This is a genomic window from Rhizobium sp. CFBP 13644, assembly GCF_014842165.1.
Classification (GTDB): Bacteria; Pseudomonadota; Alphaproteobacteria; order Rhizobiales; family Rhizobiaceae; genus Agrobacterium; species Agrobacterium tumefaciens_C.
Genome location: NZ_JACYVF010000009.1, coordinates 36,680 through 52,871, shown reverse-complemented (window position 1 = coordinate 52,871; position 16,192 = coordinate 36,680). Strand labels below are relative to the sequence as shown.

The following is a 16,192-nucleotide window of genomic DNA, read 5'->3' as shown; positions in this document are numbered from 1 at the left end:
AAAGGCTAAAATCAGCAATAAAAGCACCGATCAACTGATTATTTATAGCTTGTAAACACATCTACGTAACAATCATCGAATGAAGCAAGGCTTGCTCTGCAGCGTCTGATGGACATCAGAAACGCGGCGAGTTCATAAGACGTGGGAGAATGGAATGCTGGGTTTTGGCGGTTCAGACGCGAAGGCCGTTCTTGATGCTATGAGCAAGTCTCAGGCAATTATCGAATTCAAGATTGATGGTACAATTGTTACCGCAAACGAGAATTTCTGTCGGGCGCTCGGTTATCAATTGCACGAAATCGTTGGGAAGAACCATAGGTTGTTTCTCGATCCCACAGAGGCAAATTCGCCCGACTATCGCGACTTTTGGGCCAAGCTCGGTCGTGGAGAATACGAAAGCCGTCAGTTCAAACGTATTGCCAAAGACGGTAAGGAAGTCTGGATTCAGGCGTCCTACAACCCGGTTTTTCGTGGAGGCAAGCCTTACAAGGTCGTGAAATTTGCGACTGACATCACCGCAATCAAGCTAAAAGCGGCGGAAGACGCAGGCATATTGAATGCGCTTTCCCGCGCACAGGCCACCATCGAATTCACGCCTGATGGCGAGATCATTGACGCGAACGAAAACTTCCTGAACGCCCTCGGCTACCAGCTTTCCGAAATCAAAGGCAAGAAACACGCTGTTTTCTGCGATCCTGCTTACACTCAGAGCGCGGAATATCGCCAGTTCTGGGCCAAGTTGGCATCAGGAGAATTCGTGGCAGATGAATTCATGCGTCTCGGCAAGGGCGGCAAGAAGGTCTATATACAGGCCTCCTACAACCCCATCTTCGACATGAATGGCAAAGTGTTCAAGGTCGTGAAGTTCGCGACCGATGTGAGCGAGCGTGTCGCGAATGTGAAGCAACTGGCCGACGGTCTGCAGAGCATGTCCGAAGGCGACCTGACGCAGAAGATTGCCGTGCCTTTCCTTCCCGCTCTGGAACGGTTGCGGACTGACTTTAATTCGACATCAGCCAAGTTGCGCAAAACGCTGGAGACAATTCTCGAGAACGCCGGAGCGATTTCTGCAGCATCGAGCCAGATTCAGACCGCCTCCAATGAGTTGGCCAAACGGACCGAGCACCAGGCGGCATCAGTTGAAGAGACGGCTGCGGCGCTCGAAGAAATCACCACGACTGTCTCCGATTCCAGCAACCGCGCACACGATGCCGGTCAGTTGGTGCGCAAGACCAAGGAAAATGCCGAGTATTCCGGAAAGGTCGTCAGCCAGGCTGTCGAGGCCATGGGCAAAATCGAGCAATCGGCTGGCGAGATCGGCAACATCATCGGCGTCATCGATGAAATCGCCTTCCAGACCAACCTGCTGGCACTGAATGCAGGCGTTGAGGCGGCACGCGCTGGCGAAGCCGGCAAGGGCTTTGCCGTTGTCGCACAGGAAGTGCGTGAACTCGCGCAGCGATCTGCCAAGGCGGCCAAGGAAATCAAGGCGCTGATCAACGCCTCCAACGCCCACGTGAAAAGCGGAGTGTCTCTGGTCGGTGACACCGGTGCAGCTCTTCAGGAGATTGTGGGGCAGGTCGTGGAGGTCGATGGCAACGTCAACGCCATCGTTGAAAGCTCGCGCGAACAGGCAACTGGCTTGAAAGAGATCAACATCGCCGTCAACACGATGGACCAGGGCACGCAGCAGAATGCGGCAATGGTTGAAGAGACATCCGCAGCCGCCCATACGCTCGCAAATGAAGCGGCCCGTCTGTTCGCGTTGATCGGAGAGTTCAATATTGGCGTTCGCAACGCGGATCAGCGCTCTGCCGTCTCCGCACCAAGCCGTCTTCCAGCCCCCTCCTCAGCGCCCGCTCCGGCGCGGTCCATGAAGAAGACTGTTTCCTACGCCACCAACGGAAATGCGGCTCTCAAACCCCAGGAGAGCTGGGAAGAGTTCTGATACACACAGCTTGAATGAGAAAAGGCAGGTGCACATTGATCGTGCACCTGCCTTTTTGTGTTTTCAAAGCGCTGCCGGTCACACTGTAACCGGCGGCGCCTCGGGTTTTAGTTTGCCGGTGGGTAAAGCAGATCGATGATGTAGGACGCATCGAATCGGCTATCCAGCATGCCATAGGTGTGGCGGAAACCGCCTGCTAGGCGCGTTTCGAGGAAAGCATCGGCAATGCGACCGGCACCGATGCGGCAAAGCTCGGCAGCGGCAGCGGCCAGCGCGAACTGTTCCACCAGCATGCGGGCTGCACCCTCATCACGTTCGCACAACGCAATGGCGGCGCGCAATACATCGGTGGTTTTCTTGCCTGAAGGCCCGAGATCGCGTTCCAGCACTTCGAAGACGAGATCAAAGAGATCGCGACCGCGCTGGAGAACACGCAGCACATCCAGTGCCATGACGTTGCCGGAACCTTCCCAGATCGCATTGACGGGCGCTTCGCGATAATGGCGGGCGATGGGGCGGTCTTCGATGTAACCGTTGCCGCCGAGGCTTTCCATGGCTTCGTAAATCAAGGGAGGCGCAATCTTGCAGCACCAGTATTTGACGACAGGCGTCATCACACGGGCATAGGCCGCCTCTGCCGGATTGTTCCGAGCACTATCGAACGCCGCAGCCAGACGGAAGGACAAGGCGGTTGAAGCGGCCACATCCAGCGCCATATCGGCCAGCACACGCGTCATGATGGGCTGCGCGACGAGCGCCTTGCCGAAGACGTTGCGCCCACGGGCATAGTGAACGGCTTCCGCCAGCGATGCGCGCATCATGCCCGAGGAGGCCAGCGCGCAATCAAGCCGGGTCAATGTGACCATATCCAGAATGGTGCTGATGCCGCCACCGGGCTCGCCCAGCAGATAGCCGAACGCATCGGTGAACTCGACTTCGGCTGACGCATTGGAGCGGTTGCCGAGCTTGTCTTTCAGGCGCTGGAAATGCAGGCCATTGGCCGAACCGTCTTCCAGAAAGCGCGGCACGAGAAAGCAGCCCATGCCATCGCCCATCTGGGCCAGCATGACGAAACCATCGCTCATGGGCGCAGACAGGAACCATTTGTGGCCTGAGAGGCGGTAGATGCCCTCACCCACGCGCTCTGCCGTGGTGCGGTTGGCGCGCACATCCGTGCCGCCCTGCTTTTCCGTCATGCCCATGCCGATGGTGACGGCTGTCTTCTGCATGGCAGGCTTCTGCGACGAATCATATTTGCGTGAGAGAACCTTGGGAGCCCACTCTTTCTGCACGCGGGGGGATGACATCATCGCGGCGACGGAAGCATGGGTCATTGTCAGCGGGCAGAGGTGCCCTGCTTCCAGCTGTGCGGTGAGATAGAATTTGGTGGCGCGGGCCTTGTGCTCGTTGCCGCGGGTTTCGGGCGTATTCTCCCACGCGCTGCTGTGCAGGCCCGAGGACATGGAGCGGCGCATGAGTGCGTGCCAGGCGGGGTGGAACTCCACCTGATCCAGCCGCTCTCCGCGTGGGCCGTGGGTGTGCAGTTTCGGCGCGCTGACATTGGCCATGCGGGCCAGTTCCTGCGCTTCCGAGGAGGTCACATAGCGGCCGATCTGGTCAAATTCATCTCGCAGCGGGCGCGAAAGACTGGATGTCAAATCCACAATCAGCGGGTCTGTGCGATAGGCATTGATTCCAGACCAGAGGCTAGGCTGGTTCAAATCGGCGAGCTGTTCTTCTGTCCGGTTCATATTCGTCATCGCGTGGCTATATCGGGATTCGTATTTTATTGCGTGTATTAGGTCTGCCCCGGCTTATCCCATGCTTGCCGACAAAGCCACCTGTCTTTATAGACCCGATAACCAAAGCCAGAGCGCCGGGACAGGCGCTGTTGTGACCCGGAGGACATATTCCATGGTCTATTATCCCCACCGCCACCTGCTTGGCATCAAGGGGCTTTCCCATCAGGATATCACCACTCTTCTCGACAAAGCCGACGAGGCTGTGAAAATCAGCCGCCAGCGCGAGAAGAAGACATCGACCCTGCGCGGGCTGACCCAGATCAACCTGTTTTTCGAAGCCTCGACCCGCACGCAATCATCCTTCGAGCTGGCTGGCAAACGCCTCGGCGCTGACGTGATGAACATGTCGGTGGGCAATTCATCGGTGAAGAAAGGCGAGACGCTGATCGACACGGCCATGACGCTGAATGCCATGCGGCCAGACGTGCTGGTGGTGCGCCATTCTTCTGCGGGTGCTGCCGCCCTTTTGGCGCAAAAGGTGGCATGCTCGGTGGTCAATGCAGGCGATGGCCAGCACGAACACCCGACGCAGGCGCTTCTCGATGCGCTGACCATCCGCCGTGCCAAGGGCACGCTTTCTGGCATGACGGTGGCGATCTGCGGCGATGTGCTGCATTCGCGTGTTGCCCGCTCCAACATCATTTTGCTGAACCAGATGGGTGCGCGGGTGCGGGTTGTTGCGCCGCCGACACTGCTGCCTTCCGGCATCAACCAGATGAGCGTGGAAGTGTATCACGACATGAAGGAAGGCCTTGCTGGCGCCGATGTGGTGATGATGCTGCGGCTGCAACGCGAGCGTATGTCCGGTTCCTTCGTGCCTTCGGTACGTGAGTATTTTCACTACTACGGGCTGGATGCCGAAAAGCTGAAAGCGGCCAAGGAAGACGCGCTGGTGATGCACCCCGGCCCGATGAACCGTGGCGTTGAAATTGCCTCTGAAGTGGCCGATGGCCCGCAGAGCGTGATTGAAAGCCAGGTGGAAATGGGTGTGGCCGTGCGCATGGCCGTTATGGAAACCCTTCTTCTGTCTCAAAACCAGGGAGAGCGCGTATGACCGCCGCAACCGTTCTCAAAAATGTTCGCATCATCGATCCATCCCGCAATTTGGATGAGGTCGGCACGATCATCATCGGCGCTGACGGCACGATTCTGGCCGCAGGCAAGGATGCGCAGAATCAGGGTGAACCCGAGGGTGCTGTTGTCCGTGACTGCCGCGGCGTGATTGCAGCGCCGGGTCTGGTGGATGCCCGCGTGTTTGTGGGTGAGCCGGGTGCGGAACACCGCGAAACCATCGAATCCGCCTCACGCGCTGCTGCAGCAGGTGGCGTGACCAGCATGATCGTGATGCCGGATACCGACCCCGTCATCGACGACATCGCCCTTGTGGAATTCGTGAAGAAGAAGGCCCGCGACAAGGCACTGGTCAATATCTATCCGGCAGCGGCGCTGACAAAGGGTCTGCGCGGCGAGGAAATGACCGAATTCGGCATGCTGCGGGAAGCCGGGGCCGTTGCCTTCACCAATGGTCGCAAGGCGATGCCGGATACCGCCGTGCTGCGCCGCGCCATGACCTATGCGCGAGAACTGGGCGCGGTGATTTCACTGGAGACCCGCGACCCCTATATCGGCCATGGCGACATGAATGAGGGCCTGTTTGCGAGCTGGCTGGGCCTTTCAGGCATTCCCAGAGAAGCCGAAATCATTCCGCTGGAACGGGATCTGCGCATCGCCGCGCTGACCCGTGCCAACTACCACGCCGCCAAGATTTCCGTGCGGGAATCGGCGGAAGCGATGGCCCACGCAAAATCGCGGGGCGTGAAGGCGACCTGCGGCATTTCCATCAACCATCTGACGCTGAACGAAAACGATATCGGCGAGTACCGGACCTTCTTCAAGCTTTCCCCGCCGCTGCGTTCTGAAAACGACCGCATGTTCATGGTGGATGCGCTGAAGGATGGCACCATCGACATCATCGTCTCGTCGCATGATCCGCAGGATGTGGACACCAAGCGCCTGCCATTCTCGGATGCGGCCAGCGGTGCCATTGGCCTTGAGACCATGCTGGCGGCGGCTCTTCGGCTCTATCACAGCGATCAGGTGCCGTTGATGCGCCTCATCGATGCGCTTTCCACCCGCCCCGCGCAGATCTTCGGGCTGGACGCCGGAACGCTGAAACCGGGCGCGAAGGCGGATATCACGCTGATCGATCTTGATGAGCCATGGCTGGTTTCCGAGAAAAATCTCGTGTCGAGGTCCAAGAATACACCGTTTGAAGATGCACGCTTTACCGGCCGCGCCGTTGCAACCTATGTTGCAGGCAAGCTGGTCTATTCCAACCAATAAAAGACTCGACGGGACTGAGGGGACATCCATGACCGCATTGACTGTTTGGGAAACCGCGCCAGCATTGCTGGCGCTCGCCGCTTTGGTGGGGTACCTGCTGGGTTCAATCCCATTCGGCCTCATCCTGACCCGCGCAGCCGGTCTGGGTGACGTTCGCAAGATCGGCTCCGGCAATATTGGTGCGACCAATGTGCTGCGCACCGGCAACAAGAAGCTGGCAGCCGCCACATTGCTGCTGGATGCCCTGAAGGGCACGGCAGCCGTGCTGATCGCCAATGCCCTGTGGGGTTACGAGGCCTCACTGGTTGCAGGTTTCTTCGCCTTTCTCGGCCATCTGTTTCCCGTATGGCTGAGTTTTAAAGGTGGCAAGGGCGTTGCCGTCTATATCGGCGTTCTCCTGGGGGCTGCACCATTGATGATGCTGGCCTTTGCGGCGATCTGGATCGCTACCGCCTATATCACAAAATACTCATCTCTTTCCGCACTGGTTGCAATGCTTGTCATTCCGGTTGCATTGTGGATATTAGGGCCTGAGAAGACGGCTCTGCTGGTGACGCTGCTCAGTGTGATCTCCTGGTATATGCACCGAGAAAACATCAAGCGGCTGCTGGCGGGGACGGAAAGCAAGATCGGGAAGAAGGGCTGAGGCGCAAGCGTCTTGCCCTGATGGGGGCAAGACATGCCGCATGACGGCGAAACGAAGCGCGGCATCGCGCTTAACGACCGACAACGCATTGCCTGGCTTCGGCTCATTCGCAGCGACAATATCGGTCCGGTGACGTTCCGGGAATTGATCAACCACTTCGGCAGCGCGGAAAAGGCGCTGGACGCCCTGCCCGATCTGTCTCGCCGGGGCGGATCGGCGCGCAGCCCGCGCATTGCTTCCGTTTCAGAAGTTGAACGGGAGATCGAAGCCGCCGAACAATTTGGCGCTCGATTCGTGGGCATTGGCGAGCCGGATTATCCACCGGCACTGCGCGAAATCGATGGCGCACCGCCGATCATTTCCATGAAGGGCTCAGGTCGCACGGCGGTCCGGCCTTCCATCGGCATCGTCGGATCACGCAATTCCTCCATCAATGGTTCGAAGTTTGCGGCCATGCTGGCGCGCCAATGCGGCCAGGCAGGCTATACGATTGCCTCGGGCCTTGCTCGCGGCATCGATGCGGCGGCCCACGCTGCCAGCCTTTCAACCGGCACAGTCGCCATGCTGGCAGGCGGGCTGAACAGGCCCTACCCGCCTGAAAACCTGCGGCTTCTAGATGAGATCTATGACAATGGCGGGGCCAGCATCAGTGAAATGCCGTTTGGCTGGGAGCCGCGCGCCAGAGATTTTCCGCGCCGAAACCGGCTGATTGCAGGCGTTTCCATGGGCGTTCTGATTGTGGAGGCTGCGGACCGCTCAGGTTCGCTGATTACCGCGAGACTGGCCGGTGAATTCGGACGGTTGGTTTTTGCGGTTCCGGGGTCACCACTGGATGCGCGATGCCACGGCACCAACCGGCTGATCAAGGATGGAGCGATGCTGGTGACGGAGGCGGCGGACATTCTGAACGCGCTGCGACCACTCATGGAGCCATCCCTGCCATTCCAGCACATTGCCAAGGAAAGCGCCGAAGATATGGAGATTTCACCGCCCCGTGACGATGACCGCAGCATCATCGCATCTGCACTCGGACCCTCGCCGGTTGAGACGGATGACATTATTCGCCACACCGGCCTGCCCGCCTCGACTGTTTATCTCGTGCTTCTGGAGCTGGATATAGCGGGGCGTTTAAATCGGCATTCCCAGGGGCGGGTTTCGATCAATATGGCTGACTGAGAGCTTGCGACGACCAGTTTTAATGTCTTCTGCCTCAATGTAAGCCATTTCAATCAGGTAAAGCAGCATGTCGGCACCCTCTACCTTTGCGACATACCGCAACTCTGAAAGCATCTGACTGATATAAGCAATGTTTGGCGGTATCTGCGCGTCTTTGCCCTTGTTGCTATTGTCTGCATTCACACCCATGTTTACCCCGATCAACCCGACAAAACGCGATGTCTTCCAAAGAGCATCACCCCATGCAGGCAACCATAACTTGTTTATCCTGAATTGCAATATGCAATCCAGTCGCCACAAGGTTGCATAACGGTGTAATGGCAGAAAAACGTTGCTTGCCTCTTGACCGAAGCGCATTACCTGTCCATGTCGAAATAAAGGTCGCGCCGCTGATGGCTGAAAAGCTGTGGTGCATGTTAACGGGCAAGTTCCGAAAGAAGAAAATATGACTATCGTCGTCGTCGTAGAATCCCCGGCAAAAGCCAAGACGATCAATAAGTATCTCGGCTCCGGCTATAAGGTGCTCGCATCGTTTGGCCACGTTCGCGATCTTCCCGCCAAAGATGGCTCCGTGCTTCCCGATCAGGATTTCGAAATGACATGGGAGGTCGATCCGGCCTCGCAAAAGCGCATGAAGGAAATCTCAGATGCCGTGAAGGCATCCGACGGATTGTTTCTCGCAACCGACCCGGATCGCGAAGGTGAAGCCATTTCCTGGCACGTCCTCGATCTCCTGAAAAAGAAGAAGGTGCTTGGCGACAAGCCGGTGAAGCGCGTCGTGTTCAACGCCATCACCAAGAAGGCCGTTCTGGATGCGGTCGCTGATCCGCGCGATATCGATATTCCCTTGGTGGATGCCTATCTTGCCCGCCGTGCGCTGGATTATCTCGTCGGCTTTAACCTGTCCCCGGTTCTGTGGCGCAAGCTGCCCGGTGCGCGCTCGGCTGGCCGCGTACAGTCGGTATCGCTGCGCCTCGTCTGCGACCGCGAGTCGGAAATCGAACGCTTCGTTTCCGAAGAATATTGGAACATTTCCGCCCTTCTGAAGACGCCGCGTGGCGATGATTTTGAGGCAAAGCTGGTCTCTGCCGATGGCAAGCGCCTGCAAGCCAGATCGGTCAAGACCGGCGATGATGCGAACCGCCTGAAGACGCTGCTGGACGGCGCGACCTACACCGTGGATACGGTTGAGGCGAAGCCCGTCAAGCGTAACCCCGGCCCTCCCTTCACGACATCGACGCTGCAACAGGCGGCCTCTTCGCGCATGGGCTTTTCAGCCTCGCGCACCATGCAGGTTGCCCAGCGCCTTTATGAAGGTATCGACATTGGCGGCGAGACCGTCGGTCTGATCACCTATATGCGTACCGATGGTGTGCAGATGGCACCTGAGGCTATTGATGCTGCCCGCAGCGCCATTGGCGAACAGTTCGGCGCCCGTTATGTGCCGGAAAAGGCGCGCATCTATTCCACCAAGGCCAAGAACGCCCAGGAAGCGCACGAAGCGATCCGCCCGACCGATTTCAGCCGCACGCCCGATCAGGTCAAGAAGTACCTAGATGCCGACCAGTTGCGTCTGTACGAACTGGTGTGGAAGCGCGGCATTGCCAGCCAGATGGCCTCAGCCGAAATCGAGCGCACGACGGTTGAGATTCTGGCCGAAAACAAGGGCGAGAAGGCAGGCCTTCGCGCTGTGGGTTCGGTCATTCGTTTCGATGGCTTTATCGCCGCCTATACCGACCAGAAGGAAGATGGCGAGCAGAGCGACGACGGTGATGAAGATGGCCGTCTGCCGCAGATCAATGCGCGGGAAGACCTTGCCAAGCAGAAGATCAATGCCAGCCAGCACTTTACCGAACCGCCACCGCGTTATTCGGAAGCATCGCTGATCAAGAAAATGGAAGAGCTCGGCATTGGCCGCCCTTCCACCTATGCGGCAACGCTGAAAACGCTAAGCGACCGCGAATATATCATTGTCGACAAGCGCAAGCTCATCCCGCATTCTCGCGGGCGGCTGGTTACGGCGTTTCTGGAAAGCTTCTTCACCAAATATGTGGAGTATGATTTCACCGCCGATCTGGAGGAAAAGCTCGACCGTATTTCCGCCGGTGAGCTGGACTGGAAGCAGGTTCTTCGCGATTTCTGGAAGGACTTCTACGCCCAGATCGAAGACACCAAGGAATTGCGCGTTACCAATGTGCTGGATGCGCTGAACGAGGTTCTGGCACCGCTGGTGTTCCCAACCCGCGAAGACGGTTCCGATCCACGCATCTGCCAGGTTTGCGGAACGGGCAACCTTTCGCTGAAGCTCGGCAAATACGGCGCCTTCGTTGGCTGTTCCAATTATCCCGAATGCAACTTCACGCGCCAACTGAACTCTGACGGTGCGGAAGCCGATGCTGCCGCGCTCAATGAGCCGAAGGCGCTGGGTGCAGACCCGCACACCGGCGAAGAGCTGACATTGCGCTCTGGCCGTTTCGGACCTTACATTCAGCGTGGCGATGGCAAGGAAGCCAAGCGGTCGTCGCTGCCCAAGGGCTGGAAGCCTGAAGACATCGACCATGAAAAGGCGCTGGCGCTGATCAACCTGCCGCGTGACATCGGCCAGCACCCGGAATCCGGCAAGATGATTTCGGCAGGCTTGGGTCGCTATGGACCGTTCCTTTTGCATGATGGTGGCTATGCCAATCTGGAAAGCATCGAAGACGTGTTCTCCATTGGCCTGAACCGTGCCGTGACCGTGATTGCCGAGAAGAAGGCATCGCCCGGACGTGGCCGTTCCTCGACACCGGCGGCATTGAAGGAACTGGGCGACCACCCCGATGGCGGCGCGATTACCGTCCGGGATGGCAAATACGGGCCTTATGTGAACTGGGGCAAGGTCAACGCGACCATTCCCAAGGCGCAGGCTCCCGACACTGTGACGCTGGACGAAGCCCTTGTGCTGATTGCCGAGCGCATTGCCAAGACCGGCACCGGCAGCACAGGCAAGCCCGTGAAAGCCAAGAAAGCAGCTGCGCCTAAAAAAGCAGCCAAGGCTGAGAGCGCCGATGGCGAGACGAAAGCCAAGGCCAAGCCGAAGGCGGCAGCGAAACCAAAAGCGGCTGCAAAGCCGAAAACAGCAGCCAAACCAAAGGCTGCTCCAAAAGCGAAGAAGGCAGAATCTTGAGCAAAGCACCGCGTAAGACATCCGGCTCGGCGGGCGATGGCTTCGGCCGTACCGGTCGCGGAAAAAAAGTCCTCGAGTCTGCGGGCATCATCCATGGTGAGGTTCCGCCGCGCGACGTGCTGCTGAAATTTATCGCCGAGCATCCCGATCAGGCCTCCAAGCGCGAAATCGCCAAGGCTTTCGGGCTGAAGGGTGAAACGCGCATCATTCTCAAGGCTCTGCTCAAGGAGCTTGAGACCGATGGCATGGTGCACAAGAGCCGCAAATCCCTGATGAAGCCGGGTGGTCTGCCGCCGGTGACGGTGCTTGATATCACCACGCGCGACAAGGATGGCGGCCTGATTGGCCGGCCTGCCGAATGGCCTGACGATCAGGGTGCTGCTCCTGCCGTCACCATCCGGCAATCCTCTGCCGACCGCAACAAGGGCAAGGTTCCTGTTGGCGGTCTGGGCGACCGGGTGCTTGCGAAGATATTCCCCTCGAAAGAGCCGGGTGGCCCTGCCTATACGGCGCGGATCATCAAGCTGATCGACAGACGTCAGGGCGGTTCGCTCGGTGTGTTCAAGGAAACACCGGGTGGCGGTGGCCGTCTGATGCCGGTCGAGCGACGCGGCGAAGAAATGGTCATCGATCCCGATGGCGTTGGTGGTGCCAAGGACGGCGATCTGGTGGAGGTGGAAACCTCACGCAACAGCGGGCGTTATGGCCTGCCACGCGCCAAGGTTCTGTCGGTGGTCGGCTCTGTCGCATCGGAAAAGGCGATCTCGATGATCGCCATCCATGCCCACGGCATCCCGCATATTTTCCCATCCGACGCACTGGCGGCAGCGGATGCTGCAAAGCCTGCGACGATGGCGCACCGTGAAGACTGGCGCAAGCTGCCGCTCATCACCATCGACCCGGCTGACGCAAAAGACCACGATGACGCGGTTTATGCCGAGCTTGATCCATCTCCCGACAATCCTGACGGCGTGATCGTGACCGTTGCGATTGCCGACGTATCCTATTACGTCCGCACTGGTTCAGCACTGGACCGCGAAGCCTTGAAGCGCGGCAATTCTGTCTACTTCCCCGACCGCGTCGTGCCGATGCTGCCGGAGCGGATTTCTAACGACCTCTGCTCGCTGAAAGAAGGGCTGGATCGCCCGGCCATCGCGGTTCGCATGGTGTTTTCGAAGGAAGGCCGCAAGGCCAGCCATACGTTCCATCGCATCATGATGAAGAGTGCGGCCAAGCTTTCCTACCAGCAGGCGCAGGCGGCAATCGACGGCAACCCCGACGACAAGACCGGCCCGATGCTGGAGCCGATCCTGCGGCCCCTGTGGCATGCCTACGAGATCATGACGATTGGCCGTGACCGCCGCCAGCCGCTTGAGCTGGATATGCCGGAACGCAAGATCATTCTGAAAGCGGACGGCACGGTTGACCGTGTGCATGTTCCTGAACGTCTCGACGCGCATAAGCTGATCGAAGAGATGATGATCCAGGCCAATGTGTGCGCTGCCGAAACGCTTGAGCTGAAAAAGCAGCCACTGGTCTACCGCGTGCACGACGCGCCGACCATTGCCAAGCAGGAAGTGCTGCGCGAGTTTCTGACCACCATCGGCTTTTCGCTGGTCAAGGGTGGGCAGGTTCGCGCCAATTCCTTCAACGGCATTCTGGCCCGCGCGCTGGATACGCCGCACCAGATCATTGTAAACGAGATGGTGCTGCGCTCTCAGAGCCAGGCGATCTACAGCCCTGACAATATCGGCCATTTCGGCCTCAACCTGATGAAGTATGCGCACTTCACCTCGCCAATCCGCCGGTATGCCGACCTGATCGTGCACCGGGCGCTGGTTGGTTCGCTGGGTCTGGGTGAAGGTGGAATCACCCCGCAGGAAGAAGCGACGCTTGCCGATATCGCTGCGGAAATCTCGACCTTCGAGCGCCGTGCGATGGCAGCCGAGCGTGACACGGTAAACCGGTTGATCGCGCACCACCTTTCCGAGCGTGTGGGCGAGGAATTCGAGGGACGCGTAGGTGGCGTAACCAAGGCAGGACTATTTGTCGCGCTTCCACAGTTTGGCGCTGACGGATTTATTCCTATATCTACGCTGGGTCGGGACTATTACATCTATGATGAGGCGCATCAGGCGCTGACGGGTGAAAAGTCGGGACTTGGATACCAGTTGGGCGATACCATTCAGGTGCGTCTGGCAGAAGCGGTGCCCCTGGCCGGTGCCTTGCGGTTCGAAGCGTTGAGCGAAGGCAAGAAATTGCCGGCAGCGACACGCTCGTTCCACAAGACGACACGGCGCAGCGGCGGACCGACACCGGGCACGAGACCACCACGCAGACGTAGATAGGCCTGCAAAAGCAAGGATGAGGCGCATGACGACGATCGAGACGCAGACAGTGCAGTATGGCGGCACGCCGGAAGTTCGTCCTCTCGGGCGCTCCATCAAACGCGGCATGCTGAGCCGTTGCCCGGCCTGTGGCAACGGCCATCTGTTTCGTGCGTGGCTAAAGCCGGTAGACGAGTGCGCGTCTTGCGGTGCTGACATGCACCACCAGCGCTCGGACGACCTGCCGCCCTATATTTCTATTACCATTCTCGGCCACATTGCTGTTGGTGGCTTCATGATGACCGATACGGTATTTCTGGTGCCTATGTGGGTTCACTTCGCGATCTGGGTGCCGATCACGGTTCTCGTCGCGCTGCTGACGATCCAGCCGATCAAAGGCGCGGTCATTGGCTGGCAGTGGGCCTTGCGTATGCATGGGTTTGATAATGAGCCCCAAAAAGAACAGATCGATGGTTCATCTCTTTGATCGGACCCGGCCATTGTGACGCTCGACCAGCCCGCTGAAAAAGCGCCATATCTGCGCCCGAAAGATGCAGCGTCGATCCTGCTCATGGATAGGTCTACGCAGATCATACGTGTGCTGATGGGAAAGCGTTCCAGTGCGCATGTGTTCATGCCAGACGTTTACGTCTTTCCCGGCGGTAAGCGCGACCGTGAAGACAGCACCCTGCCCTTTGCCGGCGATCTGCACCCTGTCGTTCTCGACAACCTCATGCGCGCATCGTCGAAAACGGTGTCGCAGAGGCGTGCACGCGCGCTTGCGCTTGCGGCCCTGCGGGAATTGCACGAGGAGACGGGCTTACGTTTTCAAAGCGATGAGCAAGGAAACGGCGGGCCTGATTTGTCTTGCCTCCGCTTCGTCGCACGCGCCATCACCCCACCTGGCCGGATCAGGCGATATGACACCCGCTTTTTCTGCTGTTTTACGGATGAGGTGGGCATAGACCCGGCAGCGGCCAGAGATTCAGATGAGCTGCAAAATCTCGAATGGCTTGACATCAAGGACAATTCCGGTGTGAACATGGCGCCCATTACGCGCTTAGTTCTCGAAGATGTCACAAAGTTCGTGATAGGTGATCCTTCATTGCAATTCGAGAGCCCGGTGCGACAATATTTTGAGCGTCGCGGCACGTTTACTCGTGGCTTTCTATAAAGGTCTACATGTCCCATCCGACTAGTGACGCCGATGATATTCACTGGCCCTCACTCATAGCCGCCATATCCGCCATCAGCGCCGTGGGCATCGCCATCGGCCTGGGGCTGCCGCTTTTGAGTATCATCCTTGAGAAGCGCGGCATCTCTTCAACGATGATCGGCCTCAACACCGCCATGGCGGGCGTTGCAGCCATGATCGCGGCACCCATGACCAGCAGGCTGGCGCATGAATTTGGTGTTGCGCGGACCATGATGACGGCCGTCGTCGTTTCTGCCATCAGCGCGCTTGGGTTTTATTTCGCAGAAGCGTTCTGGATGTGGTTTCCGCTGCGAATCGTCTTTCACGGCGCAACCACCATGCTGTTCATCCTCTCTGAATTCTGGATCAACGCCGCAGCGCCACCCAAACGGCGCGGCTTGGTGCTGGGCATGTACGCCACCGGCATGGCCGTTGGCTTTGCAGGCGGTCCATTGCTGTTTTCAGCCATAGGCAGCGAGGGAATCACCCCTTTCCTTCTAGGGGCGGCCATCATCCTTATGGCGGCGATTCCAATTTATCTCGCACGCCATGAGAGCCCCAGCCTCGATGAAAAGCCCAATCACCATTTCGTCCGCTACATCTGGCTGGTGCCGATGGCCTCTGCTGCCGCTTTTGTCTACGGCTCTGTGCAGGCGGGCGGGCTTTCGCTCTTCCCGGTCTATGCGACTCGCGAAGGTTTCAGCGAATCACAGGCGGCCTTGCTTCTCACAGTCATGGCCATCGGCAACATGGCGTTCCAGATCCCCATTGGCATGCTCTCAGACCGCATCAAGGACAGGCGCGTCCTGCTGGGCCTCATGGCGCTCACAGGCGTCATAGGCACGCTTGCGCTGCCTTTGCTGGTGGATAACTGGATGCTGCTCTCATCGATGCTGCTGCTATGGGGAGGGTGCGTATCGGGCATGTATACGGTGGGTCTTACTCACCTCGGCTCTCGCCTCACCGGCTCTGACCTTGTGGCCGCCAATGCTGCCTTCATCTTCTGTTACGCCATTGGTACCATTGCCGGGCCGCAGACGGTGGGTATCTCCATGGATATTGCCGGACCAGACGGTTTTGCATGGGCTTTGGCGATGTTTTTCGGGCTATACGTGGTGCTTTCCATTGCGCGTTCGGTTTTCGGATCAAATCGGACTTGACTTTTCAGGCGCGATCCGTAGTTTCGCGCCAGATTTAGCCGGGGTCCAACAGGGCCGCGGACTCACTATTTGTTAAAGGCAGGACGACCATGGCGAAAGCTACAACAATCAAGATCAAGCTGCTGTCGACGGCCGACACCGGTACTTTCTACGTCACCACAAAGAACAGCCGTACATTCACGGACAAGATGACGAAGACAAAGTACGATCCAGTCGTACGCAAGCACGTTGAATTCAAGGAAACGAAGATCAAGTAATCTTCTATCCATGAACTGCCAAAAACGCGCCCTCAGAGGCGCGTTTTTTGTTGCGCGCATTTAGGCCACCGCGCCTGCCCTTTTACAGCCCAGCACAGCACTTCAGGGCGCCCGCCAGATGTGGGCGCACACGGAAACGCGACACGAGCCAAGCGTTATAGGGAGAGAGTGT

The 16,192-nt window shown here is 58.3% G+C and carries 13 protein-coding genes; 11 read left to right on the top strand and 2 right to left on the bottom strand.

The window, feature by feature from the left end; all coding sequences use genetic code 11:
• Positions 1 to 154 precede the first annotated feature (154 nt).
• The gene (locus tag IFT53_RS19565; RefSeq protein WP_192066520.1) at positions 155 to 1,948 is read left to right on the top strand and encodes a methyl-accepting chemotaxis protein; all 1,794 of its coding nucleotides are present in this window, start codon (positions 155 to 157) and stop codon (positions 1,946 to 1,948) included.
• Between the two features lie 107 nt (positions 1,949 to 2,055).
• Here the strand turns inward: IFT53_RS19565 and IFT53_RS19560 are convergent, their stop codons facing one another.
• Positions 2,056 to 3,708: an acyl-CoA dehydrogenase family protein gene (locus IFT53_RS19560; RefSeq protein WP_192066522.1), complete on the bottom strand. Its 1,653-nt coding sequence runs from the start codon at positions 3,706 to 3,708 to the stop codon at positions 2,056 to 2,058.
• Between the two features lie 154 nt (positions 3,709 to 3,862).
• Here IFT53_RS19560 and IFT53_RS19555 point away from each other — a divergent pair, with 154 nt between their 5' ends.
• Genes IFT53_RS19555 through dprA form a run of 4 tightly spaced genes read left to right on the top strand, consistent with a single transcriptional unit; the run spans position 3,863 to position 7,915 of the window.
• A complete protein-coding gene (locus IFT53_RS19555) occupies positions 3,863 to 4,804 on the top strand; it encodes an aspartate carbamoyltransferase catalytic subunit (RefSeq protein WP_042619635.1) in 942 nt (313 codons plus the stop codon).
• Entirely contained in the window at positions 4,801 to 6,093 is a 1,293-nt protein-coding gene (locus tag IFT53_RS19550; RefSeq protein ID WP_192066523.1) for a dihydroorotase, read from the top strand. Before IFT53_RS19555 ends, IFT53_RS19550 begins: the two co-directional genes overlap by 4 nt.
• Before the next feature lie 28 nt (positions 6,094 to 6,121).
• Entirely contained in the window at positions 6,122 to 6,739 is a 618-nt protein-coding gene (gene plsY, locus IFT53_RS19545) for a glycerol-3-phosphate 1-O-acyltransferase PlsY (RefSeq protein ID WP_192066525.1), read from the top strand.
• A 33-nt stretch (positions 6,740 to 6,772) separates the two neighbouring features.
• A complete protein-coding gene (gene dprA, locus IFT53_RS19540; protein ID WP_192066527.1) occupies positions 6,773 to 7,915 on the top strand; it encodes a DNA-processing protein DprA in 1,143 nt (380 codons plus the stop codon).
• Here dprA and IFT53_RS24195 read toward each other — a convergent pair.
• Complete coding sequence (locus tag IFT53_RS24195; RefSeq protein WP_446737696.1) at positions 7,868 to 8,272, bottom strand: hypothetical protein; 405 nt, start codon at positions 8,270 to 8,272, stop codon at positions 7,868 to 7,870. The genes dprA and IFT53_RS24195 overlap by 48 nt on opposite strands.
• Before the next feature lie 88 nt (positions 8,273 to 8,360).
• Here IFT53_RS24195 and topA point away from each other — a divergent pair, with 88 nt between their 5' ends.
• The 6 genes from topA (at position 8,361) to rpmG (ending at position 16,020) form a co-directional block, all read left to right on the top strand.
• Entirely contained in the window at positions 8,361 to 11,081 is a 2,721-nt protein-coding gene (gene topA, locus IFT53_RS19530) for a type I DNA topoisomerase (RefSeq protein WP_192066529.1), read from the top strand.
• Complete coding sequence (rnr, locus tag IFT53_RS19525) at positions 11,078 to 13,429, top strand: ribonuclease R (RefSeq protein ID WP_192066531.1); 2,352 nt, start codon at positions 11,078 to 11,080, stop codon at positions 13,427 to 13,429. The genes topA and rnr overlap by 4 nt, the downstream gene beginning before the upstream one ends.
• A 25-nt stretch (positions 13,430 to 13,454) precedes the next feature.
• A complete protein-coding gene (locus tag IFT53_RS19520; protein ID WP_192066532.1) occupies positions 13,455 to 13,895 on the top strand; it encodes a DUF983 domain-containing protein in 441 nt (146 codons plus the stop codon).
• 51 nt (positions 13,896 to 13,946) lie between these two features.
• Complete coding sequence (locus IFT53_RS19515) at positions 13,947 to 14,582, top strand: NUDIX domain-containing protein (RefSeq protein ID WP_244656379.1); 636 nt, start codon at positions 13,947 to 13,949, stop codon at positions 14,580 to 14,582.
• Between the two features lie 8 nt (positions 14,583 to 14,590).
• Entirely contained in the window at positions 14,591 to 15,763 is a 1,173-nt protein-coding gene (locus tag IFT53_RS19510) for an MFS transporter (protein ID WP_192066534.1), read from the top strand.
• Positions 15,764 to 15,852: 89 nt separating this feature from the next.
• A complete protein-coding gene (rpmG, locus tag IFT53_RS19505) occupies positions 15,853 to 16,020 on the top strand; it encodes a 50S ribosomal protein L33 (protein ID WP_003496403.1) in 168 nt (55 codons plus the stop codon).
• Positions 16,021 to 16,192: the final 172 nt, after the last annotated feature.